At 58.5% G+C, this 18,271-nt stretch carries 21 protein-coding genes; 8 read left to right on the top strand and 13 right to left on the bottom strand.

Annotated elements, in window-relative coordinates; all coding sequences use genetic code 11:
* Window position 1: 1 nt before the first annotated feature.
* From ABLN87_RS05235 to ABLN87_RS05255, 5 genes are read left to right on the top strand one after another with little or no spacing between them, the layout of a single operon-like run.
* Window positions 2–1,123: a DNA polymerase III subunit delta' gene (locus ABLN87_RS05235; protein WP_353008073.1), complete on the top strand. Its 1,122-nt coding sequence runs from the start codon at window positions 2–4 to the stop codon at window positions 1,121–1,123.
* Complete coding sequence (locus tag ABLN87_RS05240) at window positions 1,120–1,926, top strand: TatD family hydrolase (protein WP_353008075.1); 807 nt, start codon at window positions 1,120–1,122, stop codon at window positions 1,924–1,926. Before ABLN87_RS05235 ends, ABLN87_RS05240 begins: the two co-directional genes overlap by 4 nt.
* Window positions 1,923–2,720, top strand: a complete 798-nt coding sequence (locus ABLN87_RS05245) for an MBL fold metallo-hydrolase (protein WP_353008077.1) — start codon at window positions 1,923–1,925, stop codon at window positions 2,718–2,720. Before ABLN87_RS05240 ends, ABLN87_RS05245 begins: the two co-directional genes overlap by 4 nt.
* A 45-nt stretch (window positions 2,721–2,765) precedes the next feature.
* Window positions 2,766–3,698, top strand: a complete 933-nt coding sequence (locus tag ABLN87_RS05250) for an AEC family transporter (protein ID WP_353008079.1) — start codon at window positions 2,766–2,768, stop codon at window positions 3,696–3,698.
* A 60-nt stretch (window positions 3,699–3,758) separates the two neighbouring features.
* Window positions 3,759–4,457: a sirohydrochlorin chelatase gene (locus ABLN87_RS05255; protein WP_353008081.1), complete on the top strand. Its 699-nt coding sequence runs from the start codon at window positions 3,759–3,761 to the stop codon at window positions 4,455–4,457.
* 6 nt (window positions 4,458–4,463) lie between these two features.
* Here ABLN87_RS05255 and ABLN87_RS05260 read toward each other — a convergent pair whose 3' ends face one another.
* The 5 genes from ABLN87_RS05260 to ABLN87_RS05280 all read right to left on the bottom strand — a co-directional run bounded on the left by ABLN87_RS05260 (window position 4,464) and on the right by ABLN87_RS05280 (window position 8,830).
* Window positions 4,464–5,456: a GGDEF domain-containing protein gene (locus ABLN87_RS05260; RefSeq protein ID WP_353008083.1), complete on the bottom strand. Its 993-nt coding sequence runs from the start codon at window positions 5,454–5,456 to the stop codon at window positions 4,464–4,466.
* Entirely contained in the window at window positions 5,453–6,040 is a 588-nt protein-coding gene (locus ABLN87_RS05265) for a heme NO-binding domain-containing protein (protein ID WP_353008084.1), read from the bottom strand. Before ABLN87_RS05265 ends, ABLN87_RS05260 begins: the two co-directional genes overlap by 4 nt.
* Before the next feature lie 113 nt (window positions 6,041–6,153).
* Window positions 6,154–7,713, bottom strand: a complete 1,560-nt coding sequence (locus ABLN87_RS05270) for a trimethylamine methyltransferase family protein (protein ID WP_353008086.1) — start codon at window positions 7,711–7,713, stop codon at window positions 6,154–6,156.
* A gap of 119 nt (window positions 7,714–7,832) precedes the next feature.
* Window positions 7,833–8,525 carry an HAD family hydrolase gene (locus tag ABLN87_RS05275; protein WP_353008087.1) on the bottom strand — a complete coding sequence of 231 codons (693 nt, stop codon included), beginning with the start codon at window positions 8,523–8,525 and terminating at the stop codon, window positions 7,833–7,835.
* A gap of 23 nt (window positions 8,526–8,548) precedes the next feature.
* Window positions 8,549–8,830 (bottom strand): DUF3572 domain-containing protein, encoded by a 282-nt coding sequence (locus tag ABLN87_RS05280; RefSeq protein ID WP_353008088.1) that lies wholly within the window; start codon window positions 8,828–8,830, stop codon window positions 8,549–8,551.
* An 89-nt stretch (window positions 8,831–8,919) separates the two neighbouring features.
* Here ABLN87_RS05280 and ABLN87_RS05285 point away from each other — a divergent pair, with 89 nt between their 5' ends.
* On the top strand, window positions 8,920–10,320 hold the full coding sequence (locus tag ABLN87_RS05285; RefSeq protein WP_353008090.1) for a diguanylate cyclase: 1,401 nt from the start codon (window positions 8,920–8,922) through the stop codon (window positions 10,318–10,320).
* A gap of 2 nt (window positions 10,321–10,322) precedes the next feature.
* Here ABLN87_RS05285 and ABLN87_RS05290 read toward each other — a convergent pair whose 3' ends face one another.
* The 4 genes from ABLN87_RS05290 to ABLN87_RS05305 are packed head-to-tail and all read right to left on the bottom strand — an operon-like array spanning window position 10,323 to window position 12,218.
* Entirely contained in the window at window positions 10,323–10,796 is a 474-nt protein-coding gene (locus ABLN87_RS05290) for a periplasmic heavy metal sensor (protein ID WP_353008092.1), read from the bottom strand.
* Window positions 10,793–11,140: a hypothetical protein gene (locus ABLN87_RS05295; protein ID WP_353008094.1), complete on the bottom strand. Its 348-nt coding sequence runs from the start codon at window positions 11,138–11,140 to the stop codon at window positions 10,793–10,795. Before ABLN87_RS05295 ends, ABLN87_RS05290 begins: the two co-directional genes overlap by 4 nt.
* Window positions 11,133–11,747, bottom strand: coding sequence for an RNA polymerase sigma factor (locus ABLN87_RS05300; RefSeq protein ID WP_353008096.1), 615 nt, complete (start codon window positions 11,745–11,747; stop codon window positions 11,133–11,135). Before ABLN87_RS05300 ends, ABLN87_RS05295 begins: the two co-directional genes overlap by 8 nt.
* Before the next feature lie 6 nt (window positions 11,748–11,753).
* Window positions 11,754–12,218 carry an EF-hand domain-containing protein gene (locus tag ABLN87_RS05305; RefSeq protein WP_353008098.1) on the bottom strand — a complete coding sequence of 155 codons (465 nt, stop codon included), beginning with the start codon at window positions 12,216–12,218 and terminating at the stop codon, window positions 11,754–11,756.
* Window positions 12,219–12,418: 200 nt separating this feature from the next.
* Here ABLN87_RS05305 and ABLN87_RS05310 point away from each other — a divergent pair, with 200 nt between their 5' ends.
* Together ABLN87_RS05310 and ABLN87_RS05315 are read left to right on the top strand one after the other, a co-directional pair.
* On the top strand, window positions 12,419–12,817 hold the full coding sequence (locus ABLN87_RS05310; protein WP_353008099.1) for a DUF983 domain-containing protein: 399 nt from the start codon (window positions 12,419–12,421) through the stop codon (window positions 12,815–12,817).
* A gap of 28 nt (window positions 12,818–12,845) precedes the next feature.
* The gene (locus ABLN87_RS05315; protein WP_353008101.1) at window positions 12,846–13,547 is read left to right on the top strand and encodes an NUDIX hydrolase; all 702 of its coding nucleotides are present in this window, start codon (window positions 12,846–12,848) and stop codon (window positions 13,545–13,547) included.
* An 8-nt stretch (window positions 13,548–13,555) separates the two neighbouring features.
* Here the strand turns inward: ABLN87_RS05315 and ABLN87_RS05320 are convergent, their stop codons facing one another.
* From ABLN87_RS05320 to nuoN, 4 genes are read right to left on the bottom strand one after another with little or no spacing between them, the layout of a single operon-like run.
* Complete coding sequence (locus ABLN87_RS05320) at window positions 13,556–15,223, bottom strand: ribonuclease J (RefSeq protein ID WP_353008103.1); 1,668 nt, start codon at window positions 15,221–15,223, stop codon at window positions 13,556–13,558.
* Complete coding sequence (locus ABLN87_RS05325) at window positions 15,220–15,999, bottom strand: type III pantothenate kinase (protein ID WP_353008104.1); 780 nt, start codon at window positions 15,997–15,999, stop codon at window positions 15,220–15,222. The genes ABLN87_RS05320 and ABLN87_RS05325 overlap by 4 nt, the downstream gene beginning before the upstream one ends.
* Window positions 16,000–16,010: 11 nt before the next feature.
* The gene (locus ABLN87_RS05330) at window positions 16,011–16,760 is read right to left on the bottom strand and encodes a biotin--[acetyl-CoA-carboxylase] ligase (RefSeq protein ID WP_353008105.1); all 750 of its coding nucleotides are present in this window, start codon (window positions 16,758–16,760) and stop codon (window positions 16,011–16,013) included.
* A 53-nt stretch (window positions 16,761–16,813) separates the two neighbouring features.
* Entirely contained in the window at window positions 16,814–18,256 is a 1,443-nt protein-coding gene (nuoN, locus tag ABLN87_RS05335; RefSeq protein WP_353008107.1) for an NADH-quinone oxidoreductase subunit NuoN, read from the bottom strand.
* Between the last annotated feature and the right edge of the window lie 15 nt (window positions 18,257–18,271).

Raw genomic sequence — 18,271 nt, forward strand, 5'->3', positions numbered from 1 at the left:
GATGAGCGACGACACCCCAACCTCAGATCAGGCCCCCGGCGCGCCACATCCGCGTGAAACCTCGCGCCTTTTCGGACAAGACGCGGCGGAACAGGCGTTTCTGACTGCCTACACCTCGGACCGGTTGCACCACGGCTGGCTTCTGACCGGCCCGCGCGGCGTTGGAAAGGCTACACTGGCGTGGCGGATTGCGCGGTTTCTTCTGGCAACGCCTCCGGCAGAGGACGGTGGGCTATTCGGTGCGCCTCCACTCCCTGAAACACTGGATATTGATCCGGACCATCCGGTCTCGCACCGCATTATGGCGGGTGCGGAACCTGGTTTGGCGGCCATCACACGCTCGCTGAACGATCAGGGACGGTTACGTGGTGAAATTGTCGTGGATGACATCCGCAAACTGGGCAAGTTTTTCGGCCTGTCCTCGGCAGATGGAGGGCGGCGCGTCGTCATTGTCGATTCAGCGGATGAGATGAATGTCAGCGCCGCAAATGCGCTGCTGAAGATGCTGGAAGAGCCACCCGCGCGGACCACGTTGCTGCTGATCTCGCACCAGCCTTCGCGCCTGTTGCCGACGATACGGTCGCGTTGTCGAACCTTGCGCCTCTCACCGCTGGGGCCCGAGGACATGCAGGACGCTTTGACCCAAACCGGGGCGGAACCGCCATCGCAGGCGGATCATCTGGCCGCACTGGCCGCCGGATCGGTCGGCGATGCGGTGCGTCTGATCAATCTGGGCGGATTGGACCTGTATGCAGAACTGATCGCCATTCTGGGCACCCTGCCCCGCATGGATCGCCAACGCGCTTTGAAACTGGCCGAAGCGGCCGCCCAGCGCGGCGCGGCAGAGCGGTTCGAATTGTTGTTAACGCTGATCGACGTCGCCCTGTCTCGCCTCGCCCTGACCGGGGCAACCGGTGCGCCGCCCGCGCCAGAAGCGGCTCCAAACGAGGCCGAAACGCTTGCCCGCCTGTCGGCCTCACCCCATCAGGCTCGCCGCTGGGCCGAGATCGCCGCGACAATCACAGCCCGCGCACGTCATGGTCAGGCGGTGAACCTTGACCCTGCCGCTTTGGTCCTAGATACGGTGTTCAAGATACAGGAAACCGCCGGTCAGAGCAGATGAGCGATACGCCCGAAATCACCGACAGCCATTGCCATCTGGACTTCCCCGATTTCGAAGGGCAGCTGGACCAGATCATCGCCAAAGCCGCCGATGCGGGGGTAACCCGGATGGTCACCATCTGTACCCGCCTGCGCAATGAATCCAACGTCCGCGCCATAGCCGAGGCCCACGCTCCGGTCTTCTACGCCGCAGGCACTCACCCGATGAGCGCTGCAGACGAGCCGATGGCAACGGTCGATGAACTGGTCGCGCTTGCACAGCACCCGAAATTCGTAGGCATCGGCGAATCTGGACTGGATTACCACTACACCGCCGACAGCGCCGAGGTGCAGAAGCAATCGCTGCGCATTCATATCGAGGCTGCCCAGCGCACGGGCCTGCCGCTGATCATCCACGCCCGCGCCGCCGATGATGACATGGCCCGCATCCTGACCGAGGAACACCGCAACGCGCCCTATTCCTGTGTCATGCATTGCTTTTCGTCCTCGGCTGAACTGGCCCGCGCCGCTTTGGATTTGGGATTCTACCTGTCCATGTCCGGCATCGCAGCCTTCCCCAAAAGTCAGGAGCTGCGCGATATCTTCGCCGCCGCCCCGCTGGATCGCATTCTGGTCGAAACCGACGCGCCCTATCTGGCCCCGCCACCCTATCGCGGGAAGCGCAACGAACCCGCCTATACCGCGCACACCGCCCGCAAAGGGGCCGAGGTGTTCGGCATAGACTACGCCGCATTCGCAGCACAAACTCAGTTGAACTTCGACCGCCTGTTTTCCAAGGTCGGCCAGTATAAGGCCGCTGCATGAGCCTGTTACGCTGCACCATTCTGGGCTGCGGATCTTCGGGCGGCGTGCCGCGCCTGGGCGGGCAATGGGGCGATTGCGACCCTGCAAACCCGCGCAACATCCGCCGCCGCTGCTCTCTGCTGGTAGAACGGGACGGGCCGGATGGCACCACTTCGGTCCTGATCGACACCACACCGGATATGCGCAGCCAGTTGCTGGACACGGGAACCGGGCGGTTGGACGGGGTCGTCTATACCCACTCGCACGCGGATCACATGCATGGGATCGACGATCTGAGAATGATCGTCTTCAACATGCGAACCCGCGTTCCAGTCTGGGCGGATGGCGATACGCAAAACGCACTGCTGGGTCGGTTTGGGTATGCGTTCATCCAGCCCGAAGGCTCACCCTATCCGCCGATCCTCGATCTGAAATCCATTGACGGCGCTTTCGAAGTCGACGGCCCCGGCGGCCCGATCCCGTTTGAGCCATTCAAGGTGAACCACGGCTCGATCGACTCGCTGGGCTTTCGGATGGGTAACCTCGCCTACCTACCGGATGTCGCGGAAATCTACGACGACGCATGGCCAAAGATGGAGGGGCTGGATTGCCTTATCATCGACGCCCTGCGCCGGTCACCTCACCCAACACATGCGCATCTTGAAAAGACACTGGGTTGGATCGAGCGGCTAAGCCCGAAACACGCGGTTCTGACCAATATGCATATCGATCTGGATTATGCGACGGTCGAGGCCGAGACACCTGACCATATCACCCCCGCCTATGACGGGATGGTGATCGAACAGGCGCTGTAAGCCCCTGTTCTGCGCAAGCCAGATATCGCTAGACTGTGGGGCGATATGCTTCAAAGCCTGATCGACGTCATCCTTCCGGTCTTTCTGGTCATCGGCGCAGGCTATGCAGCGACACGGTCTGGCTATTTTAAAGAAGTCCATGTCGACGGTTTGATGAAGTTTACGCAGGGGTTTGCCATCCCCTGCCTGCTATTTCTGGCCATTGCGCATCTGGACCTGAGCGCCAGTTTCGACCCCCGCCTGCTGATCAGCTTCTACTCTGCTGCCGCGCTATGCTTTACCGCCGGGCTCTTCGGCGCACGGTTGATCTTTGGGCGTGATTGGGAGGATTGCGTTGCCATCGGCTTCTGCTGCCTGTTCTCGAATTCGGTCCTGTTGGGCCTGCCCATCACGGAACGCGCCTACGGGCCTGACAATCTGACCGGGAACTACGCCATCATCGCCTTCCACTCGCCCTTTTGTTACGGCGTCGGCATCACGGTGATGGAAATTGTTCGAAATCGCGGTCATGGCGGCATACGCATGGCGCGTTCGGTTTTGTCTGCGATGTTCAAGAATGCCCTGATTCTGGGGATCGCACTTGGGTTTGTCGTGAACCTGTCGGGTCTTGTCATACCTCGGGTGGTCGATGAGGCGCTTGGCCTTGTGACCCGTGCGGCCCTACCCGGCGCCTTGTTTGCGCTGGGGGGCGTGCTGGTTAAGTACAAACCCGAGGGCGATTTAAGGACGATTGCTTACGTTTGTGGCATTTCCCTTATACTGCATCCTAGTCTGGTTTGGATCTTTGGCGCGTCCACAGGCCTGCCACAGGACCTGTTTCGCTCTGGCGTGTTAAACGCAGCGATGGCGCCCGGCTTTAATGCCTATATCTTTGCCAATATGTATGGCCGGGCAAAGCGGGTCGCCGCGTCATCTGTGCTGATCGGAACTGCGGCGTCCATCCTGACCGTCTGGCTTTGGCTGACCCTTTTGGGATAATCCCCGCCTTGACTTACACGTCCGGCGCGACACCTAACGGGCAAACAGAAGGAATCACATATGCCGCAGGCCATTATCGTTGCCCATGGTCAACCCTCGGACCCAGATCCGGCAGAGACATCGCTCGCCCGATTTGCGGCTCAGGTCGATGCTCTGACCCAGGATGTCTCGGTGCATTCGGCCACCTTGGCAGCCCCTGGCCGGCTTGAGGCGGTGATGGACGACCTGCCATCTGATGCGGTGATCTATCCTTTGTTCATGGCCAAAGGCTGGTTTGTGACCAGTGCCTTGCCCAAACGCGTCGGCAACCGTGGGCTTCGGATTCTGGACCCGCTTGGCGTCGATCCGGAGTTGCCAACTTTGGTGTGCACCGCCCTGCGAGAGGCTTTGACGTCAAAGGACTGGGTCACCGAAGACACTGATCTGGTGATCGCCGCCCATGGATCGGGGCGCAGCCGCAATCCATCTGCCGTGACATTGGAGTTCTCCGAAACCTTGGGCGGACTGCTGCCCTTCAAGACCCTGAATGTCGGGTTTGTCGAAGAACCCCCATCCATCGCAGATGCGGCAAGCGGTGCCGGTGCGCAGTCTCTTTGTCTGCCCTTCTTCGCCTGCACCGGAGGCCATGTGCTGGAAGATGTTCCACAAGAATTGGAACGCGCCGGGTTTCAGGGAACTGTTCTTCCCGTGGTTGGAGAGCTTCCGCCCATCCAACACCAGATCGCCCGCAAGCTCGACGCGGCCTTTGCGGCGGTTTAGCGCAGATCAGGTCCGCGCTTGCGACAAGCTGGAATACAACCGATGGCGCGACCGCCCTTCTCGCTTGGCTTGATACAGGGCCAGATCGGCGGCGTGCAGAATATCGGCCGCCTTTACCGTTTCGAACTGCGTCGACAGCGCGGTTCCGATGCTCACGGATATGCGGCAAGGCTGCTGTTCGAACATCATCGGTTCATTCAGTCGCTTGATCAGGCGGTCGGCAATTGATGACAGAATGTCTTCTCGGGTCAGGTCCTTGAAGATAATGACGAACTCGTCGCCGCCAACCCGCGCTACCATATCGTTCGACCGTGTTTCCTCGACCATAATCCGGGCGGCCTGTTGCAGCACAAAATCCCCGGCTGCGTGCCCCAAGCGGTCGTTGACGGATTTGAAGAAATCCAGATCCAGATGCATCAGCGCAAATGTTGTAGTGGCCGCGCTGAGCTGAGCCAACATGTGATCCATCGCGCGGCGGTTCTTCAGGCCAGTCAATGTATCGGTGTACGCCTGCTCTTCAGCGGCAAGCATCGCCCCCTGCAGCCGCAGGTTCAGCGAGCGCGACGCCTCCATCGCGGCAGATTTCGCCTCGACCAGATAGAGCAGTTCGATCGCCAGATCGGTGCCCGAGAAATCGGCACTGGTCAGGGCATAATCTCGCACCGCATCCAGAATTGAAATCCCGAAAGACAGATTGATCACTGCCCCGCCGCCATCCGGCAATGGGGCGACCAGGCCCTTCAAGGTGGTGCGTGGCTCATCATGGAACTTCAGATGCAGCTTTGCACCGGCCATGGACATCAGCGCCGGAGTGGTCGTGACGGTCCGTGGTCGGATCAACTGGAACACATCCAGAAAGCTCTTGCCGATCAAGGGTGTATCTGGTCGCAGCTTTTGCAATGTCGGTCCGACCTTCTGGATAAGACCTTTGTCATCCAGCAGCATGAACATCGGGCAAAGGGTTTCCAGCAGTTGAGCCAGATCCTGAGTCTTGGTCATTCGTTTCGCGCCCCCAAATCAAAGTGACGCCCTTCGGCAAAAGCGGTCTCGACCAACATGATGGATATGACCTCAGCTCTGTCCTTTTGACCATCCTCCGACAGCATCACCAAAGCGCCATAGTCATCCGCCATCGCCCGCAGTACTCCAACCATGACACTGGCATAGCCCGGTAGTCCGGGATGGCAGAGCAGTTGATATTCAGTCACCGAAAGCTCTCGCAACTCCAGCGCGGGCAGGGTCAGGTCTGAGACGGCCAAGCGGACGCGATCAGGCAGATCATCCAGCGAGTGTAGGAATTCGACATAGCTGACACCGCCAAACCGCAACAGGCGCCGCAGCCCTTCCATATTGGGATGCGAGACCAGATAGGTCCCGACATCTTCGAGTATTTCGGATTGCGGGCGGCCAAGTTCAGCGCTTAACGCATCCAGAACCCTGAACAACACATCGTCTTCATAGGTCAGCATGGCCTCAAACTCGACAAAGCCCAGTCGTGCAGCCTCGGTCACGCGCAGCCAGCACGATTGACCATAAGTCGCGCAAACAAAAGACTGGATCGCCCGATTTATCAGACCATGCATAAGATGCCCCATTTGGTTCCATCTCACTTTGGTCGGATAAATCTTAACAATTACCCAAAATCCACCGCTGTTTGCGGAAAATGCAACCGAGTATCAAAGCGATAGTTTTGGGGTCAGAAATCAGTCGGCGCCCCGCCTTCGGCCTTACGACGGGTAACAAAATCGGCCAGTTCGTCCCGAATGCCATCGTCCAAAGCCGGGGGTTCAAAGCTGGTAATGATCTCTTTGAACATGTGATGCGCACGCTCAGCAGTCCAGATACCTCCGGCAACCTCCCAACCTTCATAGTTTTTCCAATCGCTCAGGAAGGGCTGATAGAACGCCGTAGTATAACGGTCCTGGGTGTGCTGAATGCCGAAGAAGTGGCCATCATTTCCCACCGAACGAATTGCGTCCAGCGCAATTTCATCCGGGCCCGTGGCCACAAGCTGGGGGTCCATATAGCGTTGAATTTGTTGTAGAACCTCACAATCCATGATGAATTTTTCCGGGCTTGCGATCAGCCCCCCTTCCAGCCAACCTGCCGCGTGATAGACCATATTCGTACCCGACTGCACAGCTGCCCAGAGGGAATTCGACGTCTCCCAAACCGACTGCCCGTCCGGGACGTTGGCAGCGCATACCCCCGAAGATCGCATCGGCAGATCGTAATACCGGGCCATCTGCCCCGTCATCTGGGTTGAACGGATGTACTCCGGCGTACCAAAGGCAGGCGCACCTGTTTTCATGTCAACATTTGAGGTGAAAGTTCCAATGGCACAGGGCGTGCCGGGGCGCACATATTGGAACAGCGCAATTGCGCACAGGGCTTCTGCCAGCGACTGAGCTACAGCGCCCGCCATCGTGACCGGTGCCATTGCACCGGCCAATGTGAACGGCGTCACGACAATCGCCTGACCGCGCCGCGCCAGACGCAGGCACCCGTCAATCATCGGATAGTCATGCTTCAACGGTGAGGTCGAGTTGATGTTGGTATACATCCGCGGGGTCGCCTCGAACTCCTCGTGGCTCAACCCACCCGCGATCCGCACCATCTCCATCACGTCTTCGACCCGCTCTTTGCCCAGCGAATAGGCGTGCATCGCCTTGTCTGTCAGCGTCAGCTTGTCATAGAGCACGTCCAGGTGCCGAACGCTGGCATGCAGATCGACCGGCTCAACCGGATACCCGCCGGCAAAGTGGATACAGTTGAAATACTGGGTCAATTTCAGCAGGTTTCGGCACATCTCGCGATTGCCTGGAACCTTCTTGCCGATCTCCATATCCCAGTAGTTCGGAGGGGACGATACATTGCCAAACAGAAGGTTCTTGCCACCAATTTGAATCGTATGGTCCGGGTTTCTGGGCGTGATCGAGAACTGGCTGGGGGCTTTGGCGATCATCTCCATCACGAAGTCGCGGCCCATGCGCACATTGTCACCCTCAATGGTGCACCCGGCTTCACGCAAGATGCCGATGGCCTCATCATTGTAGAACTCGATCCCGATCTCTTCGAGGATGCGCATCGCGCCATCATGGATCGCGTCCACGCCCTCTGGACCCAAAGGTTCGGTCGGGCGGTCGATATTAACCGGCGGATTCCATGGCATCTGATCAATCACAGCACTACCACGACGAGCCGCTGCACCTGCGCGACCTCCACCACGACGTCTGCGGGTATCGGTATCGGCCATAGTCCTCTCCTGCCTTGCTTGTTTCTAAGCAAGCCTTGAAGACTGCATCTCAGCCGTTCTATCTGCGACAGAAGTTGTCGGTTTTTAATCCCGATGTGCCGAATTTCTAATCGGTGTTGTCAGTTTCTTTCCAACCAGGCCGGGATATGCCCGATATCCGGCAAGACGACATCCGCCATCGGGGCCAATGCCTCGGTCTTGGCAACCCCCGTCAGCACACCGATCGTGACCATACCAGCGGCGCGCCCGGCCTGCAGATCATGCAGGCTGTCCCCCACCATGGCGATACGCGACGGATCGATCCCTATATGCGCTGCAAAGGCCAGCAGCTGACCGGGTCCGGGCTTGTAGCCATGGCCGCTGTCATAGCCCGCAATAAAGTCAAAATGATCCTGAATTCCGACAGACGCCAGATGCTGCATGGCCGGATGTTCGCTGTCATTCGTGGCCACCCCAAGTTTTAGACCCGATTGTCTTAGGCCTTCGAGAAACGGCTTAAGCGGCACGGCTGGCGCTTGCGTGGCAGCGGCGGCTTCGACATTCATAGTGTCAATAAGCTCGGTCAGCGTGAAGCCTTCGACATGTGGCAGCATGAATTCCGCAATCTCTTCAACGGTTGAGGCGATCACGATGCTGTCTTCAACATATCGATCCTGTGCAAGGTCGTAGCCTATCACATCCCCCAGCGCAGCCGCCCGCGTTTCATCATTGTTGGTCAGGCGCATCACAAGGGATCGCCCAAACGCGCCCCAAGTGTTAGCGAAATCGAAAAGAGTACCGTCTTTGTCGAAGACAATAGCGTCAATTGGCATCAGATGCTCCTGCAGAGATGGGATCAAGTCCAGTGGATTTCGCCACCCGAAAGCGCGGCGCGCGCCTGAGCTGGATGGTCATAGGGAATGGAATGCGCGTCACAAAACGCCACGATCCACGAATCATCCATGAGCAGGAAATCCAGCACTGACGTTAGAAAGGCCGGATCGCCCGCACTGGCGCGTAAATCCTCGGATGCAGCGCCGGTTGAGCCTAAAAAGACCGGCAAAAGCTCCTCATTTCCGACCAGCCACCCCAAGGCGGTTAGGGCCAGAGTTTCGGCGGAATCGGCGGAAAGTGACATGAACAGGCCCTGAAAACGATCTTGGAAAGGGTTTGTTAACCAGACTCATAAACACTTTGTTGACGCATGCAATCAATGGGTGAGCAACAATGTCCGTGCAGGGAACCATCCTTGTCCTCGACGGGGTATCAACCAACCGCATCATGCTGAAGGTTCAGCTGACGGCGGCCTGGTACCATGTGGTACAAGGGGAGCGGCTCAAGGGCCTTGAGGCGCTCTTGCGGCGGACACGGCCTGATCTGTTGCTGACAGCGCAATCCCTGCCAGATGGGACGGCGGCAGATGTGAAGAAACTGATCCTGAGCGAACCCGACCTGGGCGATGTACCGGTGATTGCCCTTGCCCCGCAGAATGACAAGGCCGCCCGCCTGCGCGCGCTAGAGGACGGTCTTGATGACGTCATGACCCATCCTTTCAAGGATACGTTGCTGCTGGCCCGCGTTCGAAGCCTGCTGCGCGCGCGCGCGGACACGCAGGATCTATGTGTCAATCACGGGACGCAAAGCATTGGATTTGCAGAAGAAACGAGCGCCTTCCCCACACCGTTCAAACCAGCGCGTGTAGACATCCTGTCCCTGTCGCCTCGGACCGGCGCTTCTTGGTGTAAAGACCTTGCAGATAAGTCACCGCATTCCGTTGCCTGGCACACGCAATCAAGTTTGCAGACGCTTTTGTCCGGCCCCCCGTCCGACGCGATTGTCATCGAACTGGATACCAGCCCATCGGGGTTGAACATCCTGGCTGATCTCAGGTCACGCGGTGCAACGCGTCATACGGTTCTGATCGGGGTTCTGACCGACAAGAACGCTGCCATGGCATCCGAGGCCTTGGATCGGGGAGCAGATGCAGTTTGCCTCGGGGGTTACTGCGCGCAGGAGATCCAGTTGCGGCTGGCCAATCAACTGGCGCGTAAAACCCGTATCGACAAGATGCGCGCTTCATTGAAACGCGGCATCGCGGATTCATGGATCGATCCTCTGACCGGCTTGCACAACCGCCGCTATGGAATGCACGCGATGGCACAAATGGCGCGTCAGTCTTCCAAATCCGGACGCGGGTTTGTCGTGATGCTGGCCGATCTTGACCATTTCAAAGCAATCAATGACCGTTATGGGCATGCCAGCGGCGATCTGGTGCTGAAACAAGCGGCCGAGCGTATGCAACACGTGCTAGGAGACGCAGGCTTTGTCGCCCGTATCGGCGGTGAGGAATTCATGATCGGCGCATCAAACATGTCGCGCGCCCGCGCGCTGAAGCTTGCCGAAGCGTTGTGCGACAGTATCTGCGATCAACCCTTTCACTTGTCTGATCATAAGCCCCCCGTCTCTGTTACGATCAGCATTGGCCTGAAGTACGCCTTGCCTTCGGACCTGTCGGCAGAGGAACAATGCGAACCTGTAAACGGGTTACTGAAATCTGCGGACAAAGCGCTTTATGCTGCAAAGAAAGCCGGGCGCAATCAGGTCCGGATCAGGCAAAGCGCAGCCTAATCTCAGCCTCTATCCTTTTTTCCCTTGTGGCCACGTGAGACCACCTCTTGCAGGCGATCGGCGTATTTCTGTCGCTCGGCATCTGACATCGCGGTTACGCGTGCCAGCCAGCGAGTTTTCAGCTCGTCCTGAATCTCAACCATCGAGCGGGTCTGCTGCTGCAGTAGAACCTCAACCGCAGCCGGGTCAAACGGAACAGCCCGCAAAGCTTGCGACATGGCGGCGAAATCCTCGGCCCGCTCCTTGGCCCCCTTTCTGTGCAGCGCAGACAATTCCCGCCACATGGCATTGCGCTCGCCTTTCGGCAACGCGCGATACAAGGCAGGCCCGAAGCCAGGCGGCGCCTTGGCGTGATCGCTTCCTTTCAGGCGCCAAGCAGTCCCTGCGGCCATTCCAATGACCAAAAAATTCAAGGCCAGCGAGATGACCAGAACAATCGGCATCCAACGCCGCTTCGGTTTGGTTTCCGCGCTCATTCCGCAGCCTCCAGAAAACTTGTGTCAAATCCCAGATCCGAAACCAGATAGGCCGTATCCTGCCCCCCAACAAAGCTGGCCGGATCAGGCAGAAATGCAGGCGCTGAAAATCCGATCCAAACCCCGGCAGCACTTGCAGCGACCAAGCCACCCAAACCCTGCCAGCCTCCAAGCTGACCCGTGATGCGAGACCAGAGGCCTTGCGTCGGTGGTTTCGATAGACGTTCCAGCCGAACCGCCTCGGCGTCAGTCTGTATCCGTACGACCAGATCATCCGGCAACGCATCCCGGCGCTGTCGGGCCTCGGCGAACAGGTGATCCAATTCCATATCCTTATCAGCCATTCTTGTACCCCAGTTCATCCCGTCGTTCGGCCAGAAGTGCGGCCAGACTGCGTTTTCCCCGCGCGGTCAGACTTTCAACCGCTTCTACCGAAATCTCCATGATCCCGGCAATCTCGGGGTTGGACAATTCCTCGATATGGCGCAGCACAACCGCTTGCCGCTGCCGATCCGGTAACATGTCTAGAGCCGCTTGCAGCGCGTCCTTTCGCGCAGCGTCCTGCATTTGCTCGACGACACCGGCGCTGTCATCCTCGGGCTCGGACACATCTGACAACGGCTCGGGCCGTTTCTTGCGCCGTAGATCCGTGCACAGGTTCAGCGTCACCCGATAGAGCCATGTTGAAACCTTGGCCTGACCAGGAACCCAATCGGGTGCCATCTGCCACAGGCGCATCATCGCGTCCTGGGTGACATCTTCAGCCTCGGCCCGGTTTCCCAAAACACGCAGTGCCACCGAATAGCAGCGCGGGCCAAGACGGTCGGTTAAAATCCGTGCCGCACCCGCATCGCCATCAGCAAAGCGCCTTAGCAACGCATCGTCGCCAAGTTCGGTTGCGGCGGAGGTGCCACCGCAACCGGTCTGTGAGTGGGAGGTCAGATCCTCCATCCCGCATCAGCTATCGTCGGCGTCCGCATTCTGGCGCTTTTTGTGTCGGCCCATTTTGTCTTTTGCATCAGCAAATTCCTGTTCCGAGATGCCGCCGCTGTCATCGGCATCAATCCGATCAAACATCTTGTCAGCCCGGCGAGGTTTGGGCAACTCATCATCGCTCAGAAAACCATCCCCGTTTGCGTCATGCTTTTCGAACATCTTGGTCACTCGATCGCTGGACCTCTGCTGCGCTGCGGCCTGCATTTCATCCACGCTCAACTGACCATCGCCATCGGTATCAGCGGTTGCAAACCGTGCGTTGCGATGGGCCGTCATTTCATCTTTGGTGATCTGACCATCCCCATTTGCGTCCAGTTCTTGGAACGAAGCTGGCTGGCGATCTTTGGGACCGGCTGCCAAAACGGATGTGCCTGTGATTGCAACCGCGGCAAGAATGATCCCCGAAATAAATGTTGAGTTCTTCATAGGTCTTTCCCCTTTTTGAAGCGGCCTCATCACCGCTGCTCATACCTATTCAAACGCACCCCGCGGGCATTTCCGTCGCCTGGATCGCATATTTTTTGCGCGGGCCCAAAAAATCACATCGGCACAAAGCGACGCACCCCCCTTTTAACTCGTAACATTCGGGCGCAATATCTGCGAAAGCCGAACGCATGAGTATTGCTATGGACCAGACAATCGACAAATCGACTGAAACCGCAGATGAGCGCGAGACTTGGCCCGCGCTGGTCAAAGGATTTCGCTGCAAATGCCCCAAATGCGGTGAAGGCAAGCTGCTGCACAGCTATTTGAAGGTGAACGACCATTGTCCGAATTGCGGGCAAGAGCTGTTTCATCACCGCGCCGATGACGGCCCTGCCTATCTGACGATTTTGCTGGTCGGGCACCTTCTGGCGCCTGTTCTGCATGTCTCGTATGTGCATTGGCGACCGGATCCCTGGACCATGGCGATCAGCCTCTCGATCGCTTGTGTGGCCTTGTCTTTGTACCTGCTGCCCCGGCTGAAAGGCGCCGTCGTGGCCTATCAATGGGCACGTCGTATGAACGGGTTTGAAAAGGCTTGATGACGCCTGCCACCGGAACCAACCACGCATGAGCATCGATAAGACCGCGATACGAGACGCCGCAACGGTCATCGTGTTGCGTGACAGGCTGTCTGATCCGTCGATCCTGATGGGGCAGCGCGGCAAGAATGCCGTCTTCATGCCGAACAAATTCGTGTTTCCGGGCGGTGCGGTTGATCCAGCGGACGCCGACATCGCGCTTGCAGATGCCCTGCCTGCGCTCTGCCATGATCGCCTGGCAGAGCATTCGGAACCCGGTCTGCAAACGGCACTGGCCGCTGCAGCGATCCGCGAGCTGTGGGAGGAAACCGGGTTGATCTTGGGTCAGCCCGGCAATTGGCAAGGAGACGTACCCGCAGACTGGTCCGGCTTTGCCAGGTCAGGTTTCCTGCCATCGGCCAATGCATTGCAGTTTGTGTTTCGCGCCGTCACCCCACCGGGTCGACCCCGCAGGTTCGATGCGCGGTTCTTTCTGGTGGATGCAGATCAGATTCAAGGAGATCTGGATGATTTCAGCCGTGCATCGGATGAGCTTTCGCATCTGCAATGGGTCAAACTGAACCGCGCCCGCGATCTGGACCTGCCCTTCATCACCGAGGTCGTGCTGGCCGAAATCGAAACCCGTGTCGCGGACCCTAGCCCGCCCGCATCGGTGCCGTTCTACAGCAACAATGACGAGGCGAGCCTGTTTTTCCGCCTTAGGGGCGTTCCAATGCCGGATGTCGACTGACGCCCGGCTTACTTCATCCGGCTGATCACTACTGTCACTTCCGGCTTCTTGCCGATCTCCGTTTTTGCCGTCTGGCGCACGATCCGGCGCATCGCTTCTTCGAGCTTGTCGTCGTCTCGCAGCGTCTTGGCCTCGGCCCGCATCAGGAACTGGTTCAGGTCTTCTTCCAACACTTCAACCAGCGCCGCACGTGATGTTCCGGTCTCGGGCAGACCCATCGTGTCGCACCAAGGCTCACCCAGCGGTTCATCCTCTTCATCCAGAATAACGGTCACGGTCACATGTCCATTCAGCGCCATACGGATACGGTCACGCACGATCCCATCCAACGCGCCGATCTTGACGGTACCGTCCAGATAAGTGCGTCCGGTTTCGACATAGTCCACTACTTTGGGCGCGTTGCCAGTCAGGTCGAGCATGGTGCCATTCACAGCAAGAACACCCGTCCGTCCGCCAGCTTCAGCCAGCTTGGCATGTTCACGCAGATGGCGGTGTTCCCCATGCATCGGAACCACGAATTGTGGATCAACCAACGCATGCACTTTCTCAAGATCAGGCCGGTTTGCATGGCCCGAGACGTGATAAAGCCCCGAGCTGTCATCCACTACATCGACGCCCTTTTCGCTGAGCTGGTTCATGATGAAAATCACGCCACGCTCATTGCCGGGGATGGTCTTGGATGAAAACAGGAATAAATCACCCTCTTTCAACTCGATCCCACGATATTTGCCGCGTGCCAGCTGCGCACTGGCAGCGCGGCGCTCGCCCTGGCTGCCAGTTACAATCAACATGAGGTTCTGACGTGGCAGTTCCACTGCTTCCTCGGCGCTGATCACCTTAGGAAAGTCTGACAGTATGCCGGTTTCTGTCGCCGCTTCGATCATCCGACGCATGGCGCGGCCCAGCAAAACAACCGACCGGCCAGCCCGTTGCCCGGCCTCGGCCAGTGTCTTCACCCGCGCCACGTTCGACGCGAAAGTGGTTGCGACGACCATGCTTTCGGCGCTTTCGACCAGCTTGGTGATCTCAGGCCCGACTTCGGACTCGGAACGACCGGGATGAGACGAGAACACATTGGTGCTGTCACAGACCAGCGCCTTCACGCCCGATTTAGCAACCTCGGCCCAGAGATCGGGATCAAACGGTTCGCCCACCACTGGATTTGTGTCCAGTTTGAAATCACCCGAATGCACGATCCGACCTGCAGGCGTATCAATCACCAGTGCAGCGCTTTCGGGGATCGAATGTGATACAGGTAGAAAGCCAACCGTGAACGGGCCAACCGAGACCTGTTCGGGCCAGGCCGAAGCCGTATGCACGGCATCTTCGGGGTGACCATGTTCTTCCATCTTGCGACGGGCGATATTGGCGGTAAAGGCGCGCGCATAGACCGGTGCCCCCAGCGCCTCATAGCAATGCGCAACCGCCCCCACGTGATCCTCATGCGCGTGGGTCACGAACACGGCCTCAAGCCGGTCGGCGCGTTCATGCAGCCACGAGATATCGGCGTGGATCAGATCTACCCCAGGCGTGGTGTCCATATCCGGAAACGTCACGCCCAGATCGACCAGAATCAGACGTTCCTTGCCCGGCTCGCCATAGCCATACACATAGGCGTTCATCCCAATTTCACCGGCCCCGCCTAGCGGCAGGTAGATCAGTCTTTCGCTGCTCATGTTGAGCCATTTTCCTTGTTATAGCGATGGATCACGGTCAGGCCGTGCATCGTCAGATCATCTTCGATTGCGTCGAACCCCACGTCGGCCTGATCGAACAAGGGTGCAAGCCCTCCAGTTCCAACGACTTTCATCGGCATTCCATATTCGGTCTTGATGCGGGCAATCAGCCCTTCGATCAGACCGGAATATCCCCAATACACGCCCGATTGGATACAGCCAACCGTATTCGTACCAATGACCTTGTCCGGGCGCGTGATGTCGATATGCGGCAGCGCTGCGGCGCCCTGGTGCAGGGCCTCAAGGCTGAGGTTCACACCCGGTGCAATGATACCACCGACATAAGCGCCATCTGCGGCCACAACATCGAAATTGGTTGCGGTGCCGAAATCCACGACGACCACATTGCCGCCATGGCGGTCAAACGCACCAACGGCGTTGGCCAAACGGTCCGGCCCCGGAACAGTGCCTTCGTCAATGCGCGGAGGCACCGGCAGCACGCAATCGGGTTTCCCCACAACCAGCGGACGACAACCAAAGAACCGATCCGCAAAGATACGCAAGTTGAAGACAACACGCGGCACGGTCGAGGCGATGATGACGTCACTGATCTCGGCCTCGATCCCATAGTGTTTCACCAGCGTCGAGTACCAGGTGAAATAGGCGTCAGCGGTGCGCGAATGATGGGTCGATGTGCGCAGGGTACACAGGAACTTTTCGCCGTCCCAAATCGAGAACACAGTGTTCGTATTGCCGCAGTCGATGGCCAGAAGCATCTGAGCCCCCTTCAGAAAAACACATCGGCCGCAGGAATGCCAATGCGGCCTTTCGCGGTGTTTAGGACAAGGTTGCCCCCCGCGTCTACCGTTTCAAAGGTTCCCACGGTTTCGGACGTCGCAGTACGGGCCGTGATGACCTCACCCAAGCGGGCCGCGCGCGCCAGCCATGCGGTGCGGATCGGCTCGAACCCATAGGACATAAATTGCGCCTCGAACCGCGCAAATGCGGCGGCGAGTTCGGTCAGGAAATCCTCGGGCGAGACCTGTGCCCCGGTCTCTGACAAGAGCGAGACAGGGCGCACCGCGCCGGGCTCGACCATATCCGCACCCGGAGCGTCCATCAGGTTCACGCCGATCCCGATCGATAGATGCCCGACATTGCGCCCCTGCCCCGTACTTTCCAGCAGGATACCGGCCAGTTTGCCACCGTTCAGCAACACGTCATTGGGCCATTTCAACGCCAGTCCTTCTGCACGACCTGTCACCGCAACACAGGCATCAAACAGTGCCAGCGCAGCCACAAAGCTCCGCAGTGCGGCCTGTTCAGGATCGCCACTGGGACGCATCAGCAGCGTCGCTGCCAGATTGCCTTTCGGGTGCGTCCAAGCCCGGCCTCGCCTGCCACGCGCGGCGGTCTGGTTATGTGCCATGATCCACACAGGCCCCTGAGCTTGCGGCATCAGACGGATCGCTTCGTTCAGGGTACTGTCGACCTCTTGCACAACATGCAGGCCGTATCCGTCAGGCCAACTGCTCATGTCAAAAAGGCCCGGTCGTGCGACCGAGCCATTTCATACTTAAGCAGAGTAGATCAGTTGACAAGCGTCGCCGCAGCGGCAGCCGCTGCACCCTCAACCCCGAACTGGTAGAATACGCCCACCAGCATCAAAGCGGCCGAGCCCATCAGCGCCACCCATAAAACAGGTGTCGAACGCGTCTCGATCGGTTCTTCGTTTTCCGCACCGAAATACATGTAGAACACGATCCGCAGATAGTAGAACGCCCCGATGACCGAGGCGATGGCCGAGACGATGACAAGCCCGGTTAGACCCGCGCTGACACCCGCTTGCCAAACGCCGAACTTGGCGAAGAAGCCTAGCATCGGCGGCACGCCGGCAAGGCTGAACATCAAGATCAGAACCGCTAGCGCCTTGCCGGGCTCGCGTTTGGAGTACTGGCGCAGTGCATCGATATCGGTGACCGGTTTTCCGTCGCGTTCCATCATCAGGATGAAGGCAAAGGTACCGATATTCATCGTCACGTAGATGGCCAGATACATCAGCATGGCTTTGATACCCAGCTCGGTCCCTGCGGCCAGACCGATCAGCGCGTAACCCATATGAGCAATCGATGAAAACGCCATCAGGCGTTTGATGTCGCGCTGACCAATGGCAGCGACTGCACCCAGCAGCATCGACAGAACCGATAGCAGCACGATCACCTGCTGCCAATCCTTCACGATGCCACCAAAGGCGTCATGCAACAGCCGCGCAAACAGCGCCATGGCGGCCACTTTGGGCGCGGTGGCGAAAAAAGCTGTTATCGGGGTCGGAGAGCCCTCGTACACATCCGGGGTCCACATATGGAACGGCACGGCAGAGACTTTGAAGGCCAGCCCCGAGATCAGGAAGATCAGACCGAACAGCAAACCGATTGAGACCTCTCCGGCCTGCACGGTGGTGATGATGCCAGAGAACAAGGTTGTCCCGGTGAAACCATAAACCAGCGACGCCCCATACAGCAGCAGACCTGAACTGAGCGCGCCCAGGACGAAATATTTCAAACCCGCCTCGGTCGATTTCGCGCTGTCGCGGCGCAGCGCGGCCACGACGTAGAGCGCCAACGATTGCAGCTCCAGCCCCATATACAGTGACATCAGATCGCCTGCGCTGACCATCATCATCATGCCAACAGCAGCCAATGCGACCAGCAGCGGGTATTCGAACCGCAACAGATCGCGGCGCGCCATATAGTCCTGACTCATGACCAAAACAGCGGCGGCAGAGAGCAAGACTGCAACCTTGGCAAAGCGCGAGAACCCATCGTCAATGAACATGCCGTTGAAGGCGACGTTGGTTCCGTCCCCATTGGTGGCAATCCAGAAGGACAGCAGCGCCATCAGTCCCGCCGTTGTCCAGACCAGCACCGGGGCCAACCCGTCTTTCGTTGTGTAGACGGCTCCGATCAGAGCCACCATCGCATACACGGCCAGAACGATCTCTGGCAGGATTATTGTCAGATCAGCTTGGATCATGTCTCCAAAGCTCCC

It is taken from the genome of Ruegeria sp. SCP10 (genome assembly GCF_040329495.1).
GTDB lineage: Bacteria > Pseudomonadota > Alphaproteobacteria > Rhodobacterales > Rhodobacteraceae > Ruegeria.

What these genes read in the sequence shown, in the direction of transcription:
- ABLN87_RS05235 (WP_353008073.1), top strand. Translation starts at nt 2, where the DNA reads ATGAGCGACGACACCCCAACCTCAGATCAGGCCCCCGGCGCGCCACAT.
- ABLN87_RS05240 (WP_353008075.1), top strand. Translation starts at nt 1,120, where the DNA reads ATGAGCGATACGCCCGAAATCACCGACAGCCATTGCCATCTGGACTTC.
- ABLN87_RS05245 (WP_353008077.1), top strand. Translation starts at nt 1,923, where the DNA reads ATGAGCCTGTTACGCTGCACCATTCTGGGCTGCGGATCTTCGGGCGGC.
- ABLN87_RS05250 (WP_353008079.1), top strand. Translation starts at nt 2,766, where the DNA reads ATGCTTCAAAGCCTGATCGACGTCATCCTTCCGGTCTTTCTGGTCATC.
- ABLN87_RS05255 (WP_353008081.1), top strand. Translation starts at nt 3,759, where the DNA reads ATGCCGCAGGCCATTATCGTTGCCCATGGTCAACCCTCGGACCCAGAT.
- ABLN87_RS05260 (WP_353008083.1), bottom strand. Translation starts at nt 5,456, where the DNA reads ATGACCAAGACTCAGGATCTGGCTCAACTGCTGGAAACCCTTTGCCCG.
- ABLN87_RS05265 (WP_353008084.1), bottom strand. Translation starts at nt 6,040, where the DNA reads ATGCATGGTCTGATAAATCGGGCGATCCAGTCTTTTGTTTGCGCGACT.
- ABLN87_RS05270 (WP_353008086.1), bottom strand. Translation starts at nt 7,713, where the DNA reads ATGGCCGATACCGATACCCGCAGACGTCGTGGTGGAGGTCGCGCAGGT.
- ABLN87_RS05275 (WP_353008087.1), bottom strand. Translation starts at nt 8,525, where the DNA reads ATGCCAATTGACGCTATTGTCTTCGACAAAGACGGTACTCTTTTCGAT.
- ABLN87_RS05280 (WP_353008088.1), bottom strand. Translation starts at nt 8,830, where the DNA reads ATGTCACTTTCCGCCGATTCCGCCGAAACTCTGGCCCTAACCGCCTTG.
- ABLN87_RS05285 (WP_353008090.1), top strand. Translation starts at nt 8,920, where the DNA reads ATGTCCGTGCAGGGAACCATCCTTGTCCTCGACGGGGTATCAACCAAC.
- ABLN87_RS05290 (WP_353008092.1), bottom strand. Translation starts at nt 10,796, where the DNA reads ATGAGCGCGGAAACCAAACCGAAGCGGCGTTGGATGCCGATTGTTCTG.
- ABLN87_RS05295 (WP_353008094.1), bottom strand. Translation starts at nt 11,140, where the DNA reads ATGGCTGATAAGGATATGGAATTGGATCACCTGTTCGCCGAGGCCCGA.
- ABLN87_RS05300 (WP_353008096.1), bottom strand. Translation starts at nt 11,747, where the DNA reads ATGGAGGATCTGACCTCCCACTCACAGACCGGTTGCGGTGGCACCTCC.
- ABLN87_RS05305 (WP_353008098.1), bottom strand. Translation starts at nt 12,218, where the DNA reads ATGAAGAACTCAACATTTATTTCGGGGATCATTCTTGCCGCGGTTGCA.
- ABLN87_RS05310 (WP_353008099.1), top strand. Translation starts at nt 12,419, where the DNA reads ATGGACCAGACAATCGACAAATCGACTGAAACCGCAGATGAGCGCGAG.
- ABLN87_RS05315 (WP_353008101.1), top strand. Translation starts at nt 12,846, where the DNA reads ATGAGCATCGATAAGACCGCGATACGAGACGCCGCAACGGTCATCGTG.
- ABLN87_RS05320 (WP_353008103.1), bottom strand. Translation starts at nt 15,223, where the DNA reads ATGAGCAGCGAAAGACTGATCTACCTGCCGCTAGGCGGGGCCGGTGAA.
- ABLN87_RS05325 (WP_353008104.1), bottom strand. Translation starts at nt 15,999, where the DNA reads ATGCTTCTGGCCATCGACTGCGGCAATACGAACACTGTGTTCTCGATT.
- ABLN87_RS05330 (WP_353008105.1), bottom strand. Translation starts at nt 16,760, where the DNA reads ATGAGCAGTTGGCCTGACGGATACGGCCTGCATGTTGTGCAAGAGGTC.
- nuoN (WP_353008107.1), bottom strand. Translation starts at nt 18,256, where the DNA reads ATGATCCAAGCTGATCTGACAATAATCCTGCCAGAGATCGTTCTGGCC.